Source organism: Streptomyces sp. SAS_281 (genome assembly GCF_052542855.1).
This window is the reverse complement of the sequence record NZ_JBMNDO010000101.1, coordinates 1-17,913: the sequence shown is the minus strand read 5'-3', so window position 1 is coordinate 17,913 and position 17,913 is coordinate 1. Positions and strand designations below refer to the sequence as shown.

General features: G+C 69.4%; 15 protein-coding genes and 4 pseudogenes. 6 read left to right on the top strand and 13 right to left on the bottom strand.

The window, feature by feature from the left end; all coding sequences use genetic code 11:
- Positions 1–6: 6 nt before the first annotated feature.
- The 5 genes and pseudogenes from ACN6LM_RS29100 to ACN6LM_RS29080 form a co-directional block, all read right to left on the bottom strand.
- Positions 7–102 (bottom strand): annotated as a pseudogene (locus ACN6LM_RS29100) (IS5/IS1182 family transposase); the annotation flags it as partial.
- Positions 103–754: 652 nt separating this feature from the next.
- Positions 755–1,186 carry a hypothetical protein gene (locus ACN6LM_RS29095; RefSeq protein ID WP_445068362.1) on the bottom strand — a complete coding sequence of 144 codons (432 nt, stop codon included), beginning with the start codon at positions 1,184–1,186 and terminating at the stop codon, positions 755–757.
- A 143-nt stretch (positions 1,187–1,329) separates the two neighbouring features.
- On the bottom strand, positions 1,330–2,964 hold the full coding sequence (locus ACN6LM_RS29090) for an alkaline phosphatase D family protein (protein ID WP_445068361.1): 1,635 nt from the start codon (positions 2,962–2,964) through the stop codon (positions 1,330–1,332).
- A gap of 335 nt (positions 2,965–3,299) precedes the next feature.
- Positions 3,300–3,800, bottom strand: a complete 501-nt coding sequence (locus ACN6LM_RS29085; RefSeq protein WP_445068360.1) for a hypothetical protein — start codon at positions 3,798–3,800, stop codon at positions 3,300–3,302.
- Between the two features lie 247 nt (positions 3,801–4,047).
- Positions 4,048–4,326 (bottom strand): annotated as a pseudogene (locus ACN6LM_RS29080) (IS5/IS1182 family transposase); the annotation flags it as partial.
- Positions 4,327–4,447: 121 nt separating this feature from the next.
- Here ACN6LM_RS29080 and ACN6LM_RS29075 point away from each other — a divergent pair.
- A complete protein-coding gene (locus ACN6LM_RS29075) occupies positions 4,448–4,867 on the top strand; it encodes a hypothetical protein (protein ID WP_445068359.1) in 420 nt (139 codons plus the stop codon).
- A gap of 132 nt (positions 4,868–4,999) precedes the next feature.
- On the opposite strand, the gene ACN6LM_RS29070 is transcribed toward ACN6LM_RS29075, so the two are convergent.
- From ACN6LM_RS29070 to ACN6LM_RS29060, 3 genes are all read right to left on the bottom strand, one after another.
- Positions 5,000–5,290: a hypothetical protein gene (locus ACN6LM_RS29070; RefSeq protein ID WP_445068358.1), complete on the bottom strand. Its 291-nt coding sequence runs from the start codon at positions 5,288–5,290 to the stop codon at positions 5,000–5,002.
- 371 nt (positions 5,291–5,661) lie between these two features.
- Positions 5,662–6,330, bottom strand: a complete 669-nt coding sequence (locus ACN6LM_RS29065; RefSeq protein ID WP_445068357.1) for a Fic family protein — start codon at positions 6,328–6,330, stop codon at positions 5,662–5,664.
- A complete protein-coding gene (locus tag ACN6LM_RS29060; RefSeq protein ID WP_445068356.1) occupies positions 6,320–7,054 on the bottom strand; it encodes a hypothetical protein in 735 nt (244 codons plus the stop codon). The genes ACN6LM_RS29065 and ACN6LM_RS29060 overlap by 11 nt, the downstream gene beginning before the upstream one ends.
- Before the next feature lie 919 nt (positions 7,055–7,973).
- Here ACN6LM_RS29060 and ACN6LM_RS29055 point away from each other — a divergent pair.
- Positions 7,974–8,267, top strand: coding sequence for a hypothetical protein (locus ACN6LM_RS29055; RefSeq protein ID WP_445068355.1), 294 nt, complete (start codon positions 7,974–7,976; stop codon positions 8,265–8,267).
- A gap of 294 nt (positions 8,268–8,561) precedes the next feature.
- Here the strand turns inward: ACN6LM_RS29055 and ACN6LM_RS29050 are convergent, their stop codons facing one another.
- Complete coding sequence (locus tag ACN6LM_RS29050) at positions 8,562–9,452, bottom strand: PhzF family phenazine biosynthesis protein (RefSeq protein ID WP_445068354.1); 891 nt, start codon at positions 9,450–9,452, stop codon at positions 8,562–8,564.
- Positions 9,453–9,575: 123 nt separating this feature from the next.
- Positions 9,576–11,081, bottom strand: coding sequence for an MFS transporter (locus tag ACN6LM_RS29045; protein WP_445068353.1), 1,506 nt, complete (start codon positions 11,079–11,081; stop codon positions 9,576–9,578).
- Positions 11,082–11,144: 63 nt separating this feature from the next.
- On the opposite strand from ACN6LM_RS29045, the gene ACN6LM_RS29040 reads away from it, so the two are divergent.
- Positions 11,145–12,035 carry an ArsR/SmtB family transcription factor gene (locus tag ACN6LM_RS29040; RefSeq protein WP_445068352.1) on the top strand — a complete coding sequence of 297 codons (891 nt, stop codon included), beginning with the start codon at positions 11,145–11,147 and terminating at the stop codon, positions 12,033–12,035.
- On the opposite strand, the gene ACN6LM_RS29035 is transcribed toward ACN6LM_RS29040, so the two are convergent.
- Positions 11,983–12,885 (bottom strand): LysR family transcriptional regulator, encoded by a 903-nt coding sequence (locus tag ACN6LM_RS29035; protein WP_445068351.1) that lies wholly within the window; start codon positions 12,883–12,885, stop codon positions 11,983–11,985. The genes ACN6LM_RS29040 and ACN6LM_RS29035 overlap by 53 nt on opposite strands.
- Positions 12,886–13,011: 126 nt before the next feature.
- Here ACN6LM_RS29035 and ACN6LM_RS29030 point away from each other — a divergent pair, with 126 nt between their 5' ends.
- Together ACN6LM_RS29030 and ACN6LM_RS29025 are read left to right on the top strand one after the other, a co-directional pair.
- Entirely contained in the window at positions 13,012–13,398 is a 387-nt protein-coding gene (locus tag ACN6LM_RS29030) for a VOC family protein (protein ID WP_445068350.1), read from the top strand.
- Between the two features lie 362 nt (positions 13,399–13,760).
- Positions 13,761–14,900 (top strand): serine hydrolase domain-containing protein, encoded by a 1,140-nt coding sequence (locus ACN6LM_RS29025; RefSeq protein WP_445068349.1) that lies wholly within the window; start codon positions 13,761–13,763, stop codon positions 14,898–14,900.
- Between the two features lie 286 nt (positions 14,901–15,186).
- Here the strand turns inward: ACN6LM_RS29025 and ACN6LM_RS29020 are convergent.
- Together ACN6LM_RS29020 and ACN6LM_RS29015 are read right to left on the bottom strand one after the other, a co-directional pair.
- A pseudogene (locus ACN6LM_RS29020) lies at positions 15,187–15,454 on the bottom strand (hypothetical protein).
- 55 nt (positions 15,455–15,509) lie between these two features.
- A pseudogene (locus ACN6LM_RS29015) lies at positions 15,510–16,078 on the bottom strand (arsenic resistance protein); the annotation flags it as partial.
- A 572-nt stretch (positions 16,079–16,650) separates the two neighbouring features.
- Here ACN6LM_RS29015 and ACN6LM_RS29010 point away from each other — a divergent pair.
- Positions 16,651–17,856, top strand: a complete 1,206-nt coding sequence (locus ACN6LM_RS29010) for a phage baseplate protein (protein ID WP_445068348.1) — start codon at positions 16,651–16,653, stop codon at positions 17,854–17,856.
- Positions 17,857–17,913 lie beyond the last annotated feature (57 nt).

Below are 17,913 nucleotides of genomic sequence, written 5' to 3'. Positions count from 1 at the left end.
CCGTAGTCACAGGCGGATCGCAGCCACGGTGATGGTGCCGTGGAAGACGTAGGCACTGTTGTCGTAGCGGGTGGCGACGGCTCGGGAGTTTTTGAGCTGGTTCGATCCTGCGCGCGCTGTTCGCTTCGACTCGGGTGGCGTGCTGAGGCAGGTGGTTGGCGGCCGGTGGAAGCCACGGGCGGACTTCGAGCAGACCCCCGCTTCGAGCGGGTGGCGTCATCCCAGGCCGCAGGGCTGCGGCAACTGGCTTCCTCAGTCCCGTTGGCCCCGTGCAGAGGTGGCTCAGATGGCAAGGTGGGTCGCGAACGCCGGTCGGCCGAGGCCGGTGGCTACGGACGCGCAACACTCCGGCGAGTTTGTTGGGAACAGTGGTTGACTTCCACAACTCGGTTTCACCGAGGGTGTGTTGGTCGACGGACTGGGCACCGGAGAGACATGATGCGACTCAGCTTGGCCGTCTCGGAGCTCGCTCAGAACAGCAGGCCCGATGGGCCCCCATGGTTCAAATGGGCATTCCTGGCAGTGTGGCTCGTCCTGGCTCCAGTAATCATCTACAAGCTGTATAGGCACGGTTTTAAAAGACGACGCTGAGAGCAGCGGGACAGCCCTTGGGGCTGACGTCCATAGGCCCACATCTTTGAAGTCCGTCACGAAGCCAAGTCGGATGGTTCAGCTCTTCCTGCGGGTGTCCGCTTCTGCTCGCCCGGCTACGGCGCGAAGGGGGGGACCAGCGGGTCCTGGCCATCCCCACTGGTCAGCCGATCAGGCTGTGCGGCACCGCCACGGAGGCACCGGAGGCGAGGAGACCGGCGAGGGCCGCCTTCACGAGGGAGCGTTCGGAGGAGTAGGTGAGGACGCCGATGGCGACGGTCATGGTCGGGCGATGCTTGCGTGGTGCCGGACGACCGCGTCCGCAGGTCCTCGTACGGGGGTGTACGTCAGCCGGGGCTCTCCGGGAGCGGGGAGGTCGCGGGGTTCGGACGAACCGCGCCTGCCCGCCGTGACGCACCGGGGTGACGACGGCGGCACGGGCCGCCGCGTTGGCCACGGCCGCGCCGTAGTCGCAGCTGATCAGGTGCAGGCACAGGTCGATCCCGGCGGCCGAGCCCGCGCCGGTGATGATCGATCCGTTCTCGGCGAACAACCGGTCGGCGTGCACGTGCACCGAAGGGAAGGCGCGCTGCATTATGTCAACAGCCGCACACTCGTCATCCGGAACGAACCCCGGCACCGGCCCACCCGCTTCAGCTGCGGGTGCCCGCAGAGTCCCCAGCCCGCCGTGAAGTCCCGCACTGGGGGAGGGCGGTCCGGTCTGGTGCGCTGCCCGCGCTACGCGAGCTCCCGGTCCGTGATCGTCCGCAGGGCGCTCGCCCCGGCACGGTCCGCCCGGGCCTGCTCCAGGCGCAGCCGCGCCGACCGGCCCCGGAAGGTCAGCGTCATGATCTGGTTGCCGAACCAGGGGCCGCCGGTCCTGCGCCAGCTCACCGCCGGAGGCGCGCAGCGTCCGTGCCGGGCGATGCGCCGGCCGATGGCCCGTGCCAGGGCGCTCCAGCCGAAGCGGAAGCCGACGCGCATCGAGAGCGGCACGGAGTTGTGGACGGGCGAGCAGGTCAGCTGGGCCACCCGCGCGTCGGGCGCACGCCCCGGCCAGGACGGCTCGGCGATGTAGGCGTGGTGCACGTCGCCCGACAGCACGCTTACCGTCGCGGGCGCCTCCGGTCCCGTACCGGCCTCGGCGATCAGGTCGCCCAGCGCGTCGAAGGAAGAGGGGAAGGCGGCCCAGTGCTCCAGGTCGGCCCCGCGCCGGATCCGTTCCCCGCGCTCGGCCCAGCGCTCGCCGCGCTCGCCGCCGCACATCGCGGCGTTCCAGGCTTCGAGGTCGTGCACCAGGTGGGGCAGCAGCCAGGGCAGGGAGGTGCCGATCAGCAGGTGGTCGTACGAGCCCCGCCCGTCCAGGATCTGCTCGCGCACCCAGGCGGCCTCCTCCGGGTCGAGCATCGAGCGGCGGTCCTCCGCCAGCACGCGGGCCGCGCGGGAGTCCACCATCAGCAGCCGGGTGCGGCCGAAGTCGCGCCGGTAGCTCCAGCGGACGGAGGCCGCGTCGGCGTCGGCCCGGGTGGCGAACGCGCGCAGGTCGGCGGTGCCGTCGGGGGCCTCGCGGACGGCCGCGTACAGCGGGTCGGCGGCCAGCTCGGCCGGAGAGAGGTTGCCCAGCTGCTGGTACACCCAGTACGACATGAGCCCGCTCAGCAGCCGCTCCTGCCACCAGTCGGTGGCCCGCATGTCGGTGAGCCAGGCGGCGGAGGTGTTCCAGTCGTCGATGACGTCGTGGTCGTCGAAGATCATGCAGCTGGGCACGGTGGACAGCAGCCAGCGCACCTCCGGGTCGAGCCAGGACTCGTAGTAGAGGCGGGTGTACTCCTCGTAGTCGGCGACCTGGTCGCCGGGCGGTTCGTCCAGGTCGCGGCGGTCGCCGATCCAGCGGCGGGTGGTGTCGGACACCTCGTCGGCGTACACCTGGTCGCCGAGCAGCAGCAGGACGTCGGGGCGGGCGCCCCCGGGGTCGGCCGCCATCCGGGCGGCGAGGGTGTCCAGGGCGTCCGGGCCCACCGGGTCCTTGTCGCCGGCCGGCGCCGCGGCCCAGCGGCAGGAGCCGAAGGCGACGTGCAGGCCGTCGTCGTCGGTGGGCGTGGCGATCACCGAGGGCGGGAAGGGCGAGTCGGGCGGCGGCCACACGCTCGCACCGTCGAGGAGTACCTCGTACGGCGTCGACGTGCCGGGGGTCAGCCCCTCCACCGGGACCAGGGCGTAGTGGTGGCCGGCCACGAGGAAGGTGCCGGCCGTGCCCCGCGCCCCGTCGGCGCAGCGCACCTCGGCGGTGCAGGGGCCGCCCGTCTCGACCCAGATCGTCGCGCACGAACCGTCGGTGTACCTCAGCAGTGGGCCCAGGCGCAGTCCCGCCATGATGATCCTCTCCTTCGTCGCCCCGTACGGTACGGGGCGACGAAGGCTGGTGGGAGGGTCGGCGCCGGCCGCCGGCGCTGTCAAGTAGGCAGGCGGCCGAGACCTGAAGCTCAGGGGCTACGAGGTCTTCCGGTTCGGCCCCGACGAACTCGAGGACGCGACCACGGCCCGGGTGCTCCTGGAGCAGTTCCTGCCAGCCCTGTTCCAGCGATGCAACGTCGGTGCCGGAACGAAGTGACCCCGGGGGCATTGCCGCTCATACACATCTTCCCGTGTCGTGCGCCCTCCTGGGAGTCGCCCGTCCATGCCTCCGGTCACGGCCCTTCCGTCAACCGTCAGATCTTCCGCCAGCGCGGGGCGTCGTAACCAGGGACGTCCGGAGACGCGAAGTGGAATGGCACGCGAAGGTGGCCGGCCAGCGCCCGGCCGGCCTCGGCTGCGGCAACACCGGGAGGAGGGCCGTCAGATCGGTGGTAGACAGTCGCCAGGTGGCCCTCCCCTTCCGGGGCGTCCAGAACGGCGACCAGGAGCACGAACCAGTCGTGCACTGTATCCCCGTCCCAGAGTGCTTCCACCGCCACCGCACGGCCGGGGAGAGCCGCAGCGCGGGCCGCGAGCGAGGGGAGGTCCAGCGGATCAGGCGGCGTTCGCTCCACACGGTCGCCCAGAGCCTCGTACCGCGCGTGGACCACCCGCTCGGCTTCGTGCAGCCCCACCCCCAGCGGGCGCAGCGCCTCCCAGACGGACCTGACCGCCGACAGCCGGCGATCGCGCAGCACGTCGGCATCGACCTCTCGGCGGGTTCGTACCTCCAGGTAGGTCCACCAGCCGCTCATTGGGCCACCAGCCGGGATCTCTGGGTGCACTTTACGGGCTCGAACGTACGCCAGGCCTCGGTGCCGGCCCGGCCGCCTTCCTGGTGGTGTTGCCGAAGAGTAGCGGGATTCATTCTCATTGGCGTAGCAGCGTTGCTCGGCATCATCAAGTTGACGAGACGAACGAAACGACGTCAGCAGTGGGATGTCACCCTCTGTGGCCCCGACGCTCAGGCGTCGGGGCCACAGATCTGTTCTCTGCGGATGGGACCGTCGCTTGGGCGCCGGACTCCTCCCAGCCGCGGGAGTGGTGCCGGTTGCCCGACAGCGGCCGGCCGACCACGACGAGACGGGTGTCCGCGTCGATGACGACCTGGTGGGCCGGGGAGTACCGGTAGTTCTTCGACTGCTCCGCCACAGAGTGATCGCGGGTGGGAACCAGCGTGCCGTCCACGATGAGGACGGTGCCCTTGGCGAACCGCTGGCGGGGCCAGAGCGCGAGCATCGGCCCCAAGTGGTCGATGATGCGGTCAGCCGCCGACTTCGAAAAGTGACCGTCGGAGACACGCGTCCGTGATGGTTGAGCGCTGTCCGCCGCCTGCTGGAGGAGACTGGAGCAGGACCGGCGGGCGGACACGGGCCCGCTACCTGAAGGAAGGCAGGCGGCGATGGCCGACAACGTGCAGGGAGAGGCTCGGGGAGCGCAACGGCACGAGCGGCTGCCGGGGATGGACGACGCTACGGTGGAGGCACTCGGGTTGCTCTCCCAGGCCCTGGAGACCACGCAGCGGGCCCGCGGGCGCCTGTACGACTTCCACCAGCTGACGGGCGGCGCGGACAAGAGCGTTGGCGAGGCGGTGCGCCGGCTGCGGGAGGCCGGACACGACGAACAGGCCGACCTGGTCGAGCGCGAGGTACAGGGCACGGACGTCCTCCCGGGCATGTGGACGTTCCAGATCGTCGAAGCGTACGACGAGGGCTACCACCGGCGCTTCACCGAAGTCGAACGCCGGGTGCGTGACGCTTTGAGCGGCGGCCGCGACCACATCGCCGAAGCCGAGATGAAGAAGCGCCGCGAGACCACCTGACGCCGCGGGCGGCCCGAAGCGATCCAGTCATCCACAACGCTGAGCGCCCAGCGATCGCCGACACGCGAGAATCATGACCCCTGCGCCCGGGCCCAGCCCCGTCTGGCGTCAGCACTCGCCGAAGGGTTCAGCTCAGACTCGTCCGCGGCCGTCAGCGGACTCGATGAGGGCTGAGTCGATGTCGTAGTCGAATCCGTCGATGCGCTCTCGGTCGTATTCCCAGTGCTCAAGCCGGAAGCTGCGTTCGGCGTCGCTGTGAACCCATCCCTCGTCACGCGCCTGGGCATCAGGCGCGCTCCGAGTGGGGCGGATGCCCACGAATGCGCGGCGATCCGGCAGCGATGCCGAGACCTCCGCAACAAGCCTCCTGCCGAGGCGGAGCGCCGTTGGCTTGTCCGTCGACCATTCCGATCCGTCATCCATGAGGCCTCATTCTGGCCCTGCACACGGAGGCGGAGCAGCGGGGCCGGACCGTGACCTCTGGGCGCTTATGCTCAACCCTCAGGGCCCGCCAGAACAGCCGCAACCATCCGCCAACGAAGCAGCAGCGGCCCGGCCGCGATTTCCCCGCCGGGCCGCTGCTTGCTCTGCCCACCAACACACGCCAGTGATCACGTGTTGCGACGATGCCTGGAATCCGCTATGCCGACATTCCACAAGCCCCGGCCCCGCCGACCGGCCTGCCGGCGGACTATCTGGAGCCATATGCCCGACATGATGCAGCCACGTGTCGGCGTACACATGAACGTGCTCAGCCGGTGCGGGTGTACGTGCTCACCCTCCGGTAGGACTGATCAGGAGAATTCGGAGGAAGGCAGGCCGCTGCCTCGGTGAGGGAAGCTGGTGGCTCTTTGGTGGGTCGCGCGGATGAGAACGGAGACCAGGGCGGCCAGGTCTGCTGCCCCGGCGTCGTCGTCCGCGTAGCGCGTGGTCCGCAAGGGGCCGACCTGGTCCAGTCGGACTCCTTCGCACTCCAGGACGTAAGCGAGGGTGAACATGGCAAGGCGGGCGTTGCCATCCGGGAAGGGATGAAAGAAGGCCACGTCCAGGTAGGCCCTGGCCGCGCGGGAGGCCAGGGGCACTCGCGGATCGGCGCTGTCGCGCAGACATTGTTCGAAGTCACGCTGGGTGTGTGGCGTCAGGTCGTATCGTTCCCGGCCGCCCTTGGCGAAGGCGTCGCCTTGTCGGAACCGGACCTCAGGCATGCCGAGGAGCAGCTGTTGCCATCCGGTCAGAAGCGTGCAGGTAAGAGGGCGCCTGCGGGAAGCGTCTGTGCGCGACTGAGCCAGCGCTGCGAGCAGTCGGCGGCCTCGATCGGGGTCCGAGGAACGACTACCTTCCCTGCACCAGGTGGTGAGACCATCCACGATGGGCTCGACCGGAACCGGCACCTCACCGGCCGCGGAAGTCCAGTCGATCCGGTTCCTGACGTGGACCCAGGCGGCCAGGGCGTCAGCGCTCACGGTAGGGCCGTATTCCGGTCAGATCTACGGCGAGATCCTCTCCCACTGCGTCGATGAGGGTCCGCGACGGCACGGTCCAGCTCTTGAAGCGTCCACCGATCGCGGTGTCGACCGCGTTCTTCGCGTCTTCCGCCCCCATGCCCGCGGAAGAGAGGAACCATGTCAGCACCGTGTGGCAGAGTCCATACCAGCCGCATTCGGCACCGGTGCGGTCCATGACCACGGTCACGAGTCGGGTGGCCGCCCGTTCGATGTGCCAGCTGTGATCCTCGGCATTCGCTCCGGCGGGCGGAGTCAACTGCTCGAACCGCTCCGCCAGTTCCTCCAGCCAGTCGCGCCACTCCAGCAGCGACGCGACCACGTTGGCGGCCGTTGCCGCAGGCATACCTATGGAGTGGGAGCTGCAGCACCAGTGGGTGACGACACCGCCACCACCGCCCTCGCCGACCGCCCAATGCCATCCGCAGGCCCACCGGCCGTATCGGGCGGCCAGGAGCGCCGTGACCTCGGTGGTGAAGCGATGTTTCTCTTCCCATCCGGCACCGTCAGGAGGCACCATCGAGGCGATCACCGTGGTGATCTCAGATGCCTCCGCTTCATCCCAGGCGAAGGCAATGAGATCGGGATCGATGGCAGACCACGGCAGCCGGGCCGGAGCGAGCTCGAAGTTGACAGCCGTGGTGCTCCTCCAGAATCGGGCACGGTTGGACAACCCGGTGATCATGCCAAAAGTTCGTAGCCTCGTCACGCGAGTTTCTGACACACCCGCCTACTGCCAAGGCGCACGGTGTGACACCGCCTGGCCGTCTGCTCCGCCGACGAAGCACTCGACCGGGCACGTTCGCTTGTAGCGGCTGAGCACTTTGAGGAGTACGCCGACACCACGCACCACTCCGGTTGCTGCCCGCCATCTCGCCCGCAGTGTCACGTCCAGTCGAGGGAGAGCAGTCAGAACGCCGCGCTCGCTTCGGCCCCCGCCCGGCGGGCTCCCTCTCGACGCGGGCAGGGCTTGTACGCCGAGCCCGCGCCGCTGGTAGCGGCCCGCACCATCGGGCGGTGACGTACGAGCTCCCGGGCCCTGTCGGCACGCCCGGGATCTCGCGGCGGCAGGGGCGCCTGGCGGGGCGCCGAACCCGAGGCCCTCCAGTCCCTCGCCGCTCAGCGCTGGCGGCATTCGCACCCGTTCCGGTCGACCATGCCTGGCGGCGTGCCGGCCGCACCGTCCACGACACATCGCTGGCCCCCTCTGAGCCGGGAAGTCTTGAAGAGGCTTTCGCCGACGCAGGCCTGGGACCCGTCTTCGCCGATCCTCGTCAGTCCCGGGCAGAGAACCGACCTCGGCGGTCCCGACCGGATCCGAATGCAGAGTGTCTACCAGAGCACACCGCTGATCGCTTCGTTTGAGGGCATCCTCTGCGCGCCAGGTGCGCGTTCCTGCGGTTAGTGGTGCCGGATCGAACTGGCCCGCCCGACCGGCGAAATCGTTGACCTGCTGCCCGGCAAGAACGTCATCCTGGCCTGCGGCAGCCCCTACTACCACCAGGTGCTGCGCACCTCCGATGTCGCCGACGTGGGCCGCTACCCGGCTGCGGCCTGCCCCAACGCGGTGGCCGTCGCCGCCAGCGGAGCCGTCGCGGCCGGGGGTGGACAGCGCATACGGCTCGGACGTCTTCATGTTCAAGCCGGACGCCCGCGCCTCGCACGGCGTCTTCGATTTCGCCTCCGGTGACTCCTCTCCGCTGCTGCCCGCCGGCCTGGGCTGGGCGCCGGACAACCGGCGCCTCGTCGCCGTCACCCGGGAGACTCGCCAGGGCGCGCCGGTCGTCCTGCGGGTGCCGACCACCCCTGGGAAGGCTCCCCCCGACACCGTGCTGCACATAGCCTCGACGACCCCCTTCGGTGCCCGCTCCCTGACCGGCCGTCTCGCCTCCGACTAGCCCTTTCCGGCCGGCATCACCGTCACCCTCACCCGCCTGAAACCCCGGTGCCACCAAGCCGGTGACGCTCCTGCCCACGACTCTCGCCGCAGACGGGACCTTCGCCCTCACCGACCGCGGCTACATCACCTACACCGCGTCGTTCGCCGGTGACGCCCTCCAACTACCGTCCGGTACGAGCATCGAGGTCTACATCCGCTGGCCGCTCACCTTCGAGGCGAAAGGGCTCACGCCTCCTGGCGGCGCACCTGGCAGTGCCCGTCGTGACACGGCACTGCCAGGGTGGGAGCCGCCTCACCCCTCGTGCAGCTCAGGAATGCGGGTTCCCGTACCGCTCACCCGTACCCGTGGGTCGCCGGCGCTCAGCTCCACCCGGAGCTCACCAGGACGGCCCATGTCCGCGCCCTGGTGGAGGTGGAGGACCGTCTCCTCGGGCACGAGCCCCAGCTCGCGTGCGTAGGCACCGAATGCGGCGGCTGCGGCGCCGGTTGCCGGGTCCTCGACCACACCGCCTACGGGGAAGGGGTTGCGGACGTGGAAGACCGTCGCGGACTCACGCCACACGAGCTGCACCGTGGTCAGGTTCAAAGCGGTCATGAAGCCCTTCAGGCGCTCGAAGTCGTAGGCGAGGTCGGCCAGCCGGGCGCGGGTGCGTACGGCCAGGATCAGATGGCGAGCCACCGCATAGCCGATCCGGGGCGGGAACTCCGGGTCCAGGTCGGCCCGGGACCAGCCGAGCGCCTGCAGTGCTTCGTCGACGTCGTCCTCCGCCACCCGGTGGACCGCGGGCTCGACGCTGGTCAGGGTCGCGTGCAGAGTGCCCTCCGCGGTGCCGGTCACCGTCACCGGGACGGGACCGGCCGGGGTGGCGAACTGCAGGTCGCCGGGACCGTGACGCTCCGCATGGGCGATGGCGGCCGCGATGGTGGCGTGCCCGCAGAAAGAGACCTCGGCGCGCGGGGAGAAGTAGCGGACGGTGTAGGCCCGGTCCCGGCCGGTGAGTGCGGCCGGCGGGGCCGTCAGGAAGGCGGTCTCGCTGTATCCCAGCTCCGCGGCGATCGCGAGTTGTTCCGCGTCGGTCAGTCCGGTGGCGTCCAGGACGACACCAGCGGGGTTCCCGCCTGCGGGGTCGGCGGAGAAGGCGGTGTAGCGGAGGATTTCGGGGCGGCGGTTCGCTGTCGTCATGATGGTGTCTCCTCACGGCCGAAGCCGATCGTGAGCGGGGTCTGTGGGTGTCGGGCACCGTGCACCGGGGCGTTCGCGCGGCTTCGCGGCCGTCGGTGCCGGCCATGGATCCGGGGGCTGCGGTCAGGAGGTCGGGCCCGCGACCGCGGGATCGGCCGACGTGGCTCGCAGAGCGAGGAGTGCGCCCAGTGCGAACGCGGCGGCGGCGATACCGGCGGACAGGTGCAGACCGGACGTGAAGTGGTGCGCCGTGGCGGTGAACGTACCGAAGAGGGCGACGCCCACGGTGCTGCCGACCTGCCGTGCCACGTTGAAGACGGCGGTGGCCACACCCGCGTCCGAGGCCGCCGCCGTCTCGACGACGGCGGCGGTGGCCGCGAGGGCAGTCATGGTCTGCCCCAGACCGGTCCCGATCAGGGCGAAGACCAGAACAGGGTAGGGAGTTCCGGGCCCGGCGAACAGCCAGCCGACGAATCCGCCGGTTCCTACGACGAGACCGGCGGCCATCAGCACGTACGGCCCGGTACGGGGCGCGATGCGGTTGAACAGCGGGGCGGCCAGCAGCCCCATGCACACCGACGGCAGCAGGGCCAGGCCGGTCCCCAGGGCACTGAGGTGGCGTTCCTGCTGGAAGTACAGCGTGGCGAGGAAGAGCATGCCGTAGTAGCCGAGGCTGATCAGCATCCCGATCAGGGTGGCAGCGGTGAAAGAACGGGACCGGAACATTGACGGCCGCAGCATCGGGACGCGCCGGCCGCTTCCGTTCGCCATGCGTGCTTCCAGCGCCCGCGCCGTAAGGACAAAGGACACCAGGGCGACCGCGCCGATGAAGAAGGCGGCAAGGACCAGGGGCGACGTCCAGCCGCGTGAGCCCGCCTCATTGAGACCGCCTGTCACCGCGACGAGACCGACGACGGCGAGAACCTGGCCCACCGGATCCGCCTTTCGCGACCTGGGACGCGCTGCGGCAGACGGCAGATGACGCAGCGTCAGCAGCACGGCGAGGCCGCCGAGGGGCACGTTCAGCCAGAACACGGCGCGCCAGTCCGAGCCGGCGACCAGGAGGCCCCCGGCGGCAGGACCGGCACCGAAGGCAACCGAGGCGACAGCACCCCAGACGGCGATCGCACGGGCCCGTGTGGCACGGTCGGGGAAGGTGGCCTGCAGCAGGGCGAGCGACGCGGGAACGAGCAGCGACGCTCCGGCTCCCTGCCCGAGCCTGCCCACGATCAGCAGAACCGCCGAGCCGGCGACACCACAGAAGACCGAAGCAGCAGTGAACATGCCGAGACCGATCAGGAACACGCGGCGGTGCCCGAACCGGTCGGCGACCCCTCCGCCGAACAGCAGGAGCGCCGCGAAGACGGTGCTGTACCCATCGACGACCCACTGGAGTGCGGAGGGCCCCGCGCCCAGGGAGGCTCGGATATCGGGGAGGGCGACGTTCACGACCGTGACGTCCAGCATCACCAGGAAGTATCCGAGGCTGAGGGCGAGGAGGGGCGCCAGAGCGAGAGGAGCCGCTTTGCCGCGCCTCGGGTCCGGGCGGCCCCGCTGGTTCCGGCAGGGCGCGACAGGGGGGAGGCCGAGAGGACGTGTGACGGTGATGTCCGTCGATGCGGTAGTCATGGAAAGAGCATCGGCTCCGGATACTTCGTTGCCTGGCGAAGTGTCGTTGTTTACGGTTTTCCCATGCCGAACAGCAACCGCGACCGCGCACACTCGACGACCGGCACCGCGGGGCCCGATTCCTCGGGGGAGCCGCTCAAGCACCAGACCGACATCGCACGCGCTGCCGCCCTCATCGCCGATCCCTCGCGCGCCCGGATCCTCAAGTGCCTGGCCGACGGCCGGGCACTTCCGGCGAACGCTCTGGCCGGCGAGGCGGCCATCGGCGCTGCCACCGCCAGCGCGCACCTGGCCAAGCTCGTCGAGGGTGCGCTGCTCACCGTTGAGCAACGGGGCAGGCACCGCTTCTACCGACTCGCCGGCCCGGACGTGAGTGCGGCCCTGGAATGCCTTGCGGTGATCGCGCCGCCGTTGGCCGTCACCTCGCTCAAGCAGAGCAACCGTGCTCATGCTCTGCACCGTGGCCGCAGCTGCTACGACCACCTCGCCGGCCGGCTCGGGGTGGCCCTCATGCGCGGTCTGCTGGAACGCGGCATCCTCACCGGTCACGACGGCATCCACCGGCCCGGCGAGGCTGTGCGCGACCGGCCTGCCTCCTACGGTCGCGACGCCCAGTACCGGCTCACCAGCGCCGGGCACAGGGCATTGGCCGGACTCGGCATCGACACGGACCGGCTGCCGCCCCGCCGGCCAGCGATCCGCTACTGCGTCGACTGGAGCGAACACCAGCACCACCTCGCGGGCGGCCTCGGCGCCGTACTGACGGCCCGCCTCTTCGCGCTGGACTGGGTCCGGTGGGGGCGCAGCCCCCGAGTGGTGCACCTGACCGACAGAGGCGCCGACGGCCTGGAACGCATGCTCGGAGCTGTCCTCACCCACGAAACGAATCCCGCTGAGTCTGCTACAGCCCCGCCAGGGCCGAGGACCGGGCCGTCTCCAGAAGGACCTCGATGAAGGCCTGCACTTTCGGGGTGCTGTTCGTGGCCGTCCACAAGAGGCCGTACTCGACCAGCGGTGCGTCGCTGAACGGTACGTAGACCACATCAGGGCGCGAGTAGTACTGGGCGGCGCGGGCGCACGTGGGGGAGACCCCTTTGCCGGCGCCGACCAGGGCGAGCACCTCCTGCCAAGCCGTCGTGGACGGACCGCGGGGAATGAGGCGTCCCTTGGGCGTGCGGTGCGGGTAGTGGTGGTCGAGGAAGTACTGGGGCTGACCCGTGACGGTGATCAGGGGGGCCTCCGAGAGATCTTCGAGTGAGACGGTGTCCCGCTGGGCGAACGGGTGGCTGCAGGGAACGACGAGCGCACGGGGCTCGGAGAAGAGGACCGGTCCGTTGACGATGTCCGGCTCGTCGATGGGCAGTTCGACCAACTGGATGTCGTGTGTGCCGGTGCGCAGGGGGCCGACGGGATCGAGCAGCGGCGACTCGTGGATACGGACGAGGCAGTTGGGGTGGCGCGCACGGAAGACATCGGTCGCGGCCACGACAAGGGTGCCGCACCAGGCCGCGGAGTACGCCACGTCGAGTTCGCCGGTGATGCCCCGACCGGCGGCCGCAGCGGCGGCCAGCGCTTCCTTGATCTGCTGGTAACCGGCGGCGAGGCCGTCCCGAAGGACCACTCCGGTGGGCGTGAGCTGGACGCTGCGGCTGGTCCGTTTGAACAGCTCGGCGCCGATGGCACGTTCCTGCTTCTTGATGGTCTGGCTGATCCGTGCAGGAGTGACGCGCATCCGCTCGGCCGTCCGGCCGAAGTGCAGCTCCTCCGCCAGCACCAGGAATATCTCTATCTCGCGCAGTTCCACGCCGTCCACCTCCGTTTCGTGTACCGCCGGCTTAACGATCGTTGCAGGATACGGCCTTGATGACCCTCTTCCCGGACGTGAAGCTGGACCGCGTGAGCAGCCGATCCGGGGAAAGGGGACCAGCTCATGAACATCACCGGTTCGACCGTTGTACTGACCGTCGAAGACCCGGCTTCATCGGCCCGGTTCTTCGTCGGCCACCTCGGATTCCGTGAGGTATTGGTGGCTCAGGGAGCAACCCATCTCTCCCGCGACGACGCGGCCACCGACATCCTCCTTCGTGGTATCGCCGGCCCCGACACCCCGCAACAGCATCCGCCCGCGCAGGTGCGCGCGCTCGTTTCCTACACCGTTACCGGGATCCACGCCGAGTACGAGCGTCTGCGACGCGAAGGAGCACCGATCACCCTTCCGCTGCGCATGGAGCCCTGGGGGGAGTGGCGCCTGCAACTGACCGATCCCAACGCGGTGGTGGTCCAGCTCGCGGAGTGGATTCCCCCGGCCGGAGCCTGACCGCCATCCCGCCACACCCTGTCCGTGTGCCGACAGCCGATGCGCGGTCTGTGCCACCTCGTCTGCCGCTCCCGCTTCGGCACATGGCCACAAGTCACTTCTCGATCGAAAGACACGAACCATGCCTTCCATACGCATGCCTTCATTCGGGCAGGCAGCGCAACAGTCACCCGCCGGGGCGAGAGGGGAGGACCGGGGAGCGAGGCAGAGAGCGCTCCTGTCCCGGCGGTGCCAACGGCTCGCCGACACGGTGCGAAGCACCCCGCCACAGCAGAGCCGACCCCTGCGGCGATGACCGTACTGCCCCCAGAGCAGTCCCATCCGCCAAGACCCTTCCGAAATTCCGACAGGAGCGCACAGCCATGCCTTTCACACCATCTGAGAAAGACCGCCCGGAGCTGCAGAAGATCATCGACGGCATGATCGATGCCGGATTCACCGGCGTGGCCGTACGTGTGCAGGACGAGAGAGGCCCGTGGGAGGGCAGTTCCGGTCTGCGCGAGCTGAGCGAGACGGCGAAGCCACCGACGGACGGGTACATCCGGATCGGCAGCAACACCAAGACGTTTGCCGCCACCGCAGCTCTCCGGCTGGTGGCCGAGGGGGCGATCGATCTGGACGCGCCCGCCGCCGAGTACCTTCCCGGACTGGATATCGACCACGAGATCACCGTACGTATGCTTCTGCAGCACACCAGCGGGATCTTCAACTTCACCGGCGAGTACTACGATGACGGAACGTTCGCTCCGGGCATCGCCGCGACGACGGCAGGCCGGGAATGGGTGGACAACCGCTTCCGCACCTACCGGGCGGAGGAACTCGTACGCCTGGCCCTGTCCAAGCCCGCCCGGTTCGAGCCGGGCACGGACTGGAGCTATTCCAACACCAACTACGTACTGGTCAGGTTGCTGATCGAAAACGTCACCAGCAGCTCGCTCCCCGACGGGATGGAGCGGCTGGTTCTGGGGCCTCTCGGACTGCGGGACACCTCGCTGCCGGAGACCGAAACCGCTCTCGCGGAGCCGCACGCGCACGGCTACTACCGCTACCAGGAAGACGGAGGTGAGGAGAGGACGGTCGATGTCACCCGCCAGAACCCCTCGTGGATCTCCACCGGCGGCGACATGATCTCGACCACTCACGACCTTCACACCTTCATCTCCGCATTGACGGGCGGCAAACTCCTTCCGGCCCCGCTGCTGGCCGAGATGTTCCGGCCGCACCCCAAAGCCGGTTACGGCCTCGGCGTCTTCGTCCAGGACGTGGGCCCGGACGGTGGCAAGGTCATCACCCACAATGGAGGAATGGCAGGCCATGCGGCGCTGATGTACAGCACCCCGGACGGCACCAGGACCCTGACCGCGGCGCTCAACTATGTGGACGACGCCTCGATGTCCATGGCCCAGGCCTTCCAGCAGGCGACCGGGGCACTCGTGCAGGAAGTGTTCGGCGGCAGCGAGGCCGACGTGACCACGATGAGCCCGTCTTCGGCCGACGTGTGAAACACGGCTCGGCCGCCCGCCTCCAGCCGGCTACGCCGCCCACTTCAGCCCCAGGCGGGCGAGGGCGGCGAGCTGGGGCCGGCACCCAGCCGGTCCCAGCTCGACTCGGTGTTGTCTACCCATACGCCCAATCCGGCGGCTACTGGTTCGGTTTCGCCGCGCCGAGTCCGCAGCGTTGGTGAAGCGGATCGAGTCGACGTCGCGCGCCGGTGATGCCGGCGCCCCTGAGCTGAATCGCTGACATCCCTGTGCCTCCCTGTCCTGTCCACCGAACCTTGAGCGTGTGTCATCGGATGCCGGCCGGTGACTCGCGCTCGGTAGGCCAGCGAAGCTGGAGTTCGGCGAGCAGGCAACGGACGTGTCGCCCGATCCGGTCGCGGATCGGCCGGACGGCGTCGATCCCGTGGCCGGCCGGGTCTTCGAGTGACCAGTCGAGGTACTTCTTGCCGGGGAGGACGAGGCAGGTGTCTCCGCATCGAGGCCGCGGGTGCGGACCCGGCGGAGCGCACTTCGACGCGGCCTTCGGAGAGGTGGGTCAGGAAGGCGGCGGCCATCTGTGAGCGGCCCGCGTTGTGGACGCACACGAACGGCACGGACGGTCGGGGTTCGGGCACGGGTGGAGCCTTCCGGGAAGGCAGGGAAGCGGCGGCGGGCGGCGAGGGCGACGTGGACCAGCCCGATCAGGACGGACCTCGATGAGCGGGCCCGCGACCCCGGCGAGGGCCTGGCTGCTGGTGGCGCCGAAGGTGGCGATGGCGACCGCGATGGCGAGCCCGAAGTTGCTGCCGGCCGCGGTGAAAGCCAGCGTCGTCGTCCCGGGGTATCCAGCCCCACGGCGCGGCCGGTGGCCATGGACCCGGCCCACATGAGCGCGAAGTACGCCAGCAGCGGCAGCGCGATCCGGGCGACGTCCAGCGGTCGGGAGGCGATGGCGTCGCCCTGGAGGGCGAAGAGCACAACGATGGTGAACAGCAGCCCGTACAAGGCGACAGGCCGGTCCGGGGGATCAGCTTCGTCTCGTACCAGCTGCGCCCCCGGGCCGTCTCGCCGAGACGCCGGGTTGGGGACCCGGCCAGCAGGGGGATGCCGAGGAAGATCAGGACGGAGCGGGCGATCTCCCACACGGACACGTCCAGCGCGGCCTGCTCCGGGCACAGCAAGCCGGGCAGCACGGACAGCAGCGCGACGATCCTGTCCAACTCCCGTTGGATCAAGCACTGAACGGCATTGGTGGCCTGCTCACGCTCGCTCTCGGTCAACCCGTCGAGCACAAAGGTGAGGACCTGGGTATCCGGCGCCACGTACCTGACATCGCACACCGCGTCCGTGTCTGCCGACAGCCAGAACTGCATGCAGGGCGGCCCGACCGACAGTCCGGCAAGCTCCAGAATGCGCCCGACAGGCAGCTTCACCTGCTCTCCTACGACGTCCAGCAGCATCCCGCAGCCCACTTCGGGTGCTCGACGTCAGCCCAGAAGGGGCCAAGTGGTCGGTGACCGAGCGGAACTCAGCCTCGTCCATCCGGCCCTCGCGGTGCCATGACAGGTAGGTCTCCACACCGCTGACACTCCTTGTCTTCATGGCCCGCCACGGGGGAGGCGGATGCCTCGTGACGGTGGCCCCTCTGTCAACACGCATCCGGCATTCTGAGCCCACGGTGATCATTTTTCAGACAAGACCACGATCAAAGCGCCGGACCTCAGCGGTTTTGGGGTTGAGTGCGGTTGCGTGTCCGGCTTGGATGAGCACCATGACCGATGACAGGATCTCCCAGCCCAGCCGCCGCTCCCTGCTCGCCCTGGGTGGCGCCGGCGCGCTCACAGCGGCGGCTGGTGTCTCCATGAGTGCCGGAACGGCATCCGCCGCCGATCACGCCGCACCCGCTTCCTCTCTGCTGGTGCCCTCGCCCCGGCTCGATCTGAACAGCGCGTCGGACAAGTGGATACGGGAGAAGCCGCTGCGCGACGAGACGATTCTCCAGTCCTTCGGCTACGACAACGCCAACGGGCACATCTACCTGGCGCAGGTGACGCAGGGCGGGCTGAAACTCGCAGGCGAGTCCGCCGCCGTGAGCGCCACCGAGCGCAACCGGCACGGCGATCTGACGATCACCAAGTGGGACATGTCCGGGAACACGCTCGGCTACATGTACCTGCGCGGCTTCGGCCACGGCATGAGCATCGGCGTCGAGCCGGTCGGAGACTCCGCGTATCTGTGGACCGAGACGGAGGGCGAGGACGTTCCGGACCCGGTGCACCCGAACGACAAGACCAGGAGGACCAGCCGCGGTCAGCGGCTGGCCCGCTTCCCGTTCGTCAACGGCAAGGTCCTCGACTACGGGTCCGCCGGACTCGCCACGTATCAGCCGGTATCGGGCGCCTCGAGGTACACCGCCTCCGTCGACCCGGTCTACGGCCGGCTCGCCATCCGCTTCCGCGACGCCGACGGGGTGTACGTCTTCCAGGTCCACGATCTCGACCTGGCCCGCCTCGGCGTCTGGACCCAGCCCCTCGCCAGCCTCCGCGAACCCAAGCTCACGGCGGTTCCCGGATGGCCCCTCTCCACGTACGGCGACCCGTTCCTCCAGGGGTACGTCGTCGTCGGCCGATATCTCTACATGCTGCACGGCAACAGCTACAACTCCATCCAGAACATCGACGGCCAGGACAAGGTGATCTCCTCGCCCGGCGTCGGCAACACGTTCATCACCTCCGTCAACCTCACCACGGGCGCCCTCGACCCCGCGCCGCCCACGCCGTTCAAGGAGACCGTCAACCCCGCCCACACGGCGGCCGCGTACACCCTCGAATACCGCGAACCGGAGGGGCTGGGGGTCTATGTCCCGGATCCGGCCAAGCCCGGCGTCTTCCAGATCGGGGTGGGCTTCGCCTCGGGAACGGCGGGGGCGCGGGCCGCGACGATCTACGGCAAGGCGGGGCTGATCCAGCCGTCCTGATCCGGGCCGGCGGCTTGCGGCACCCGCCCCGAGACGAGCCTGCGGAGCAGGCTCGTC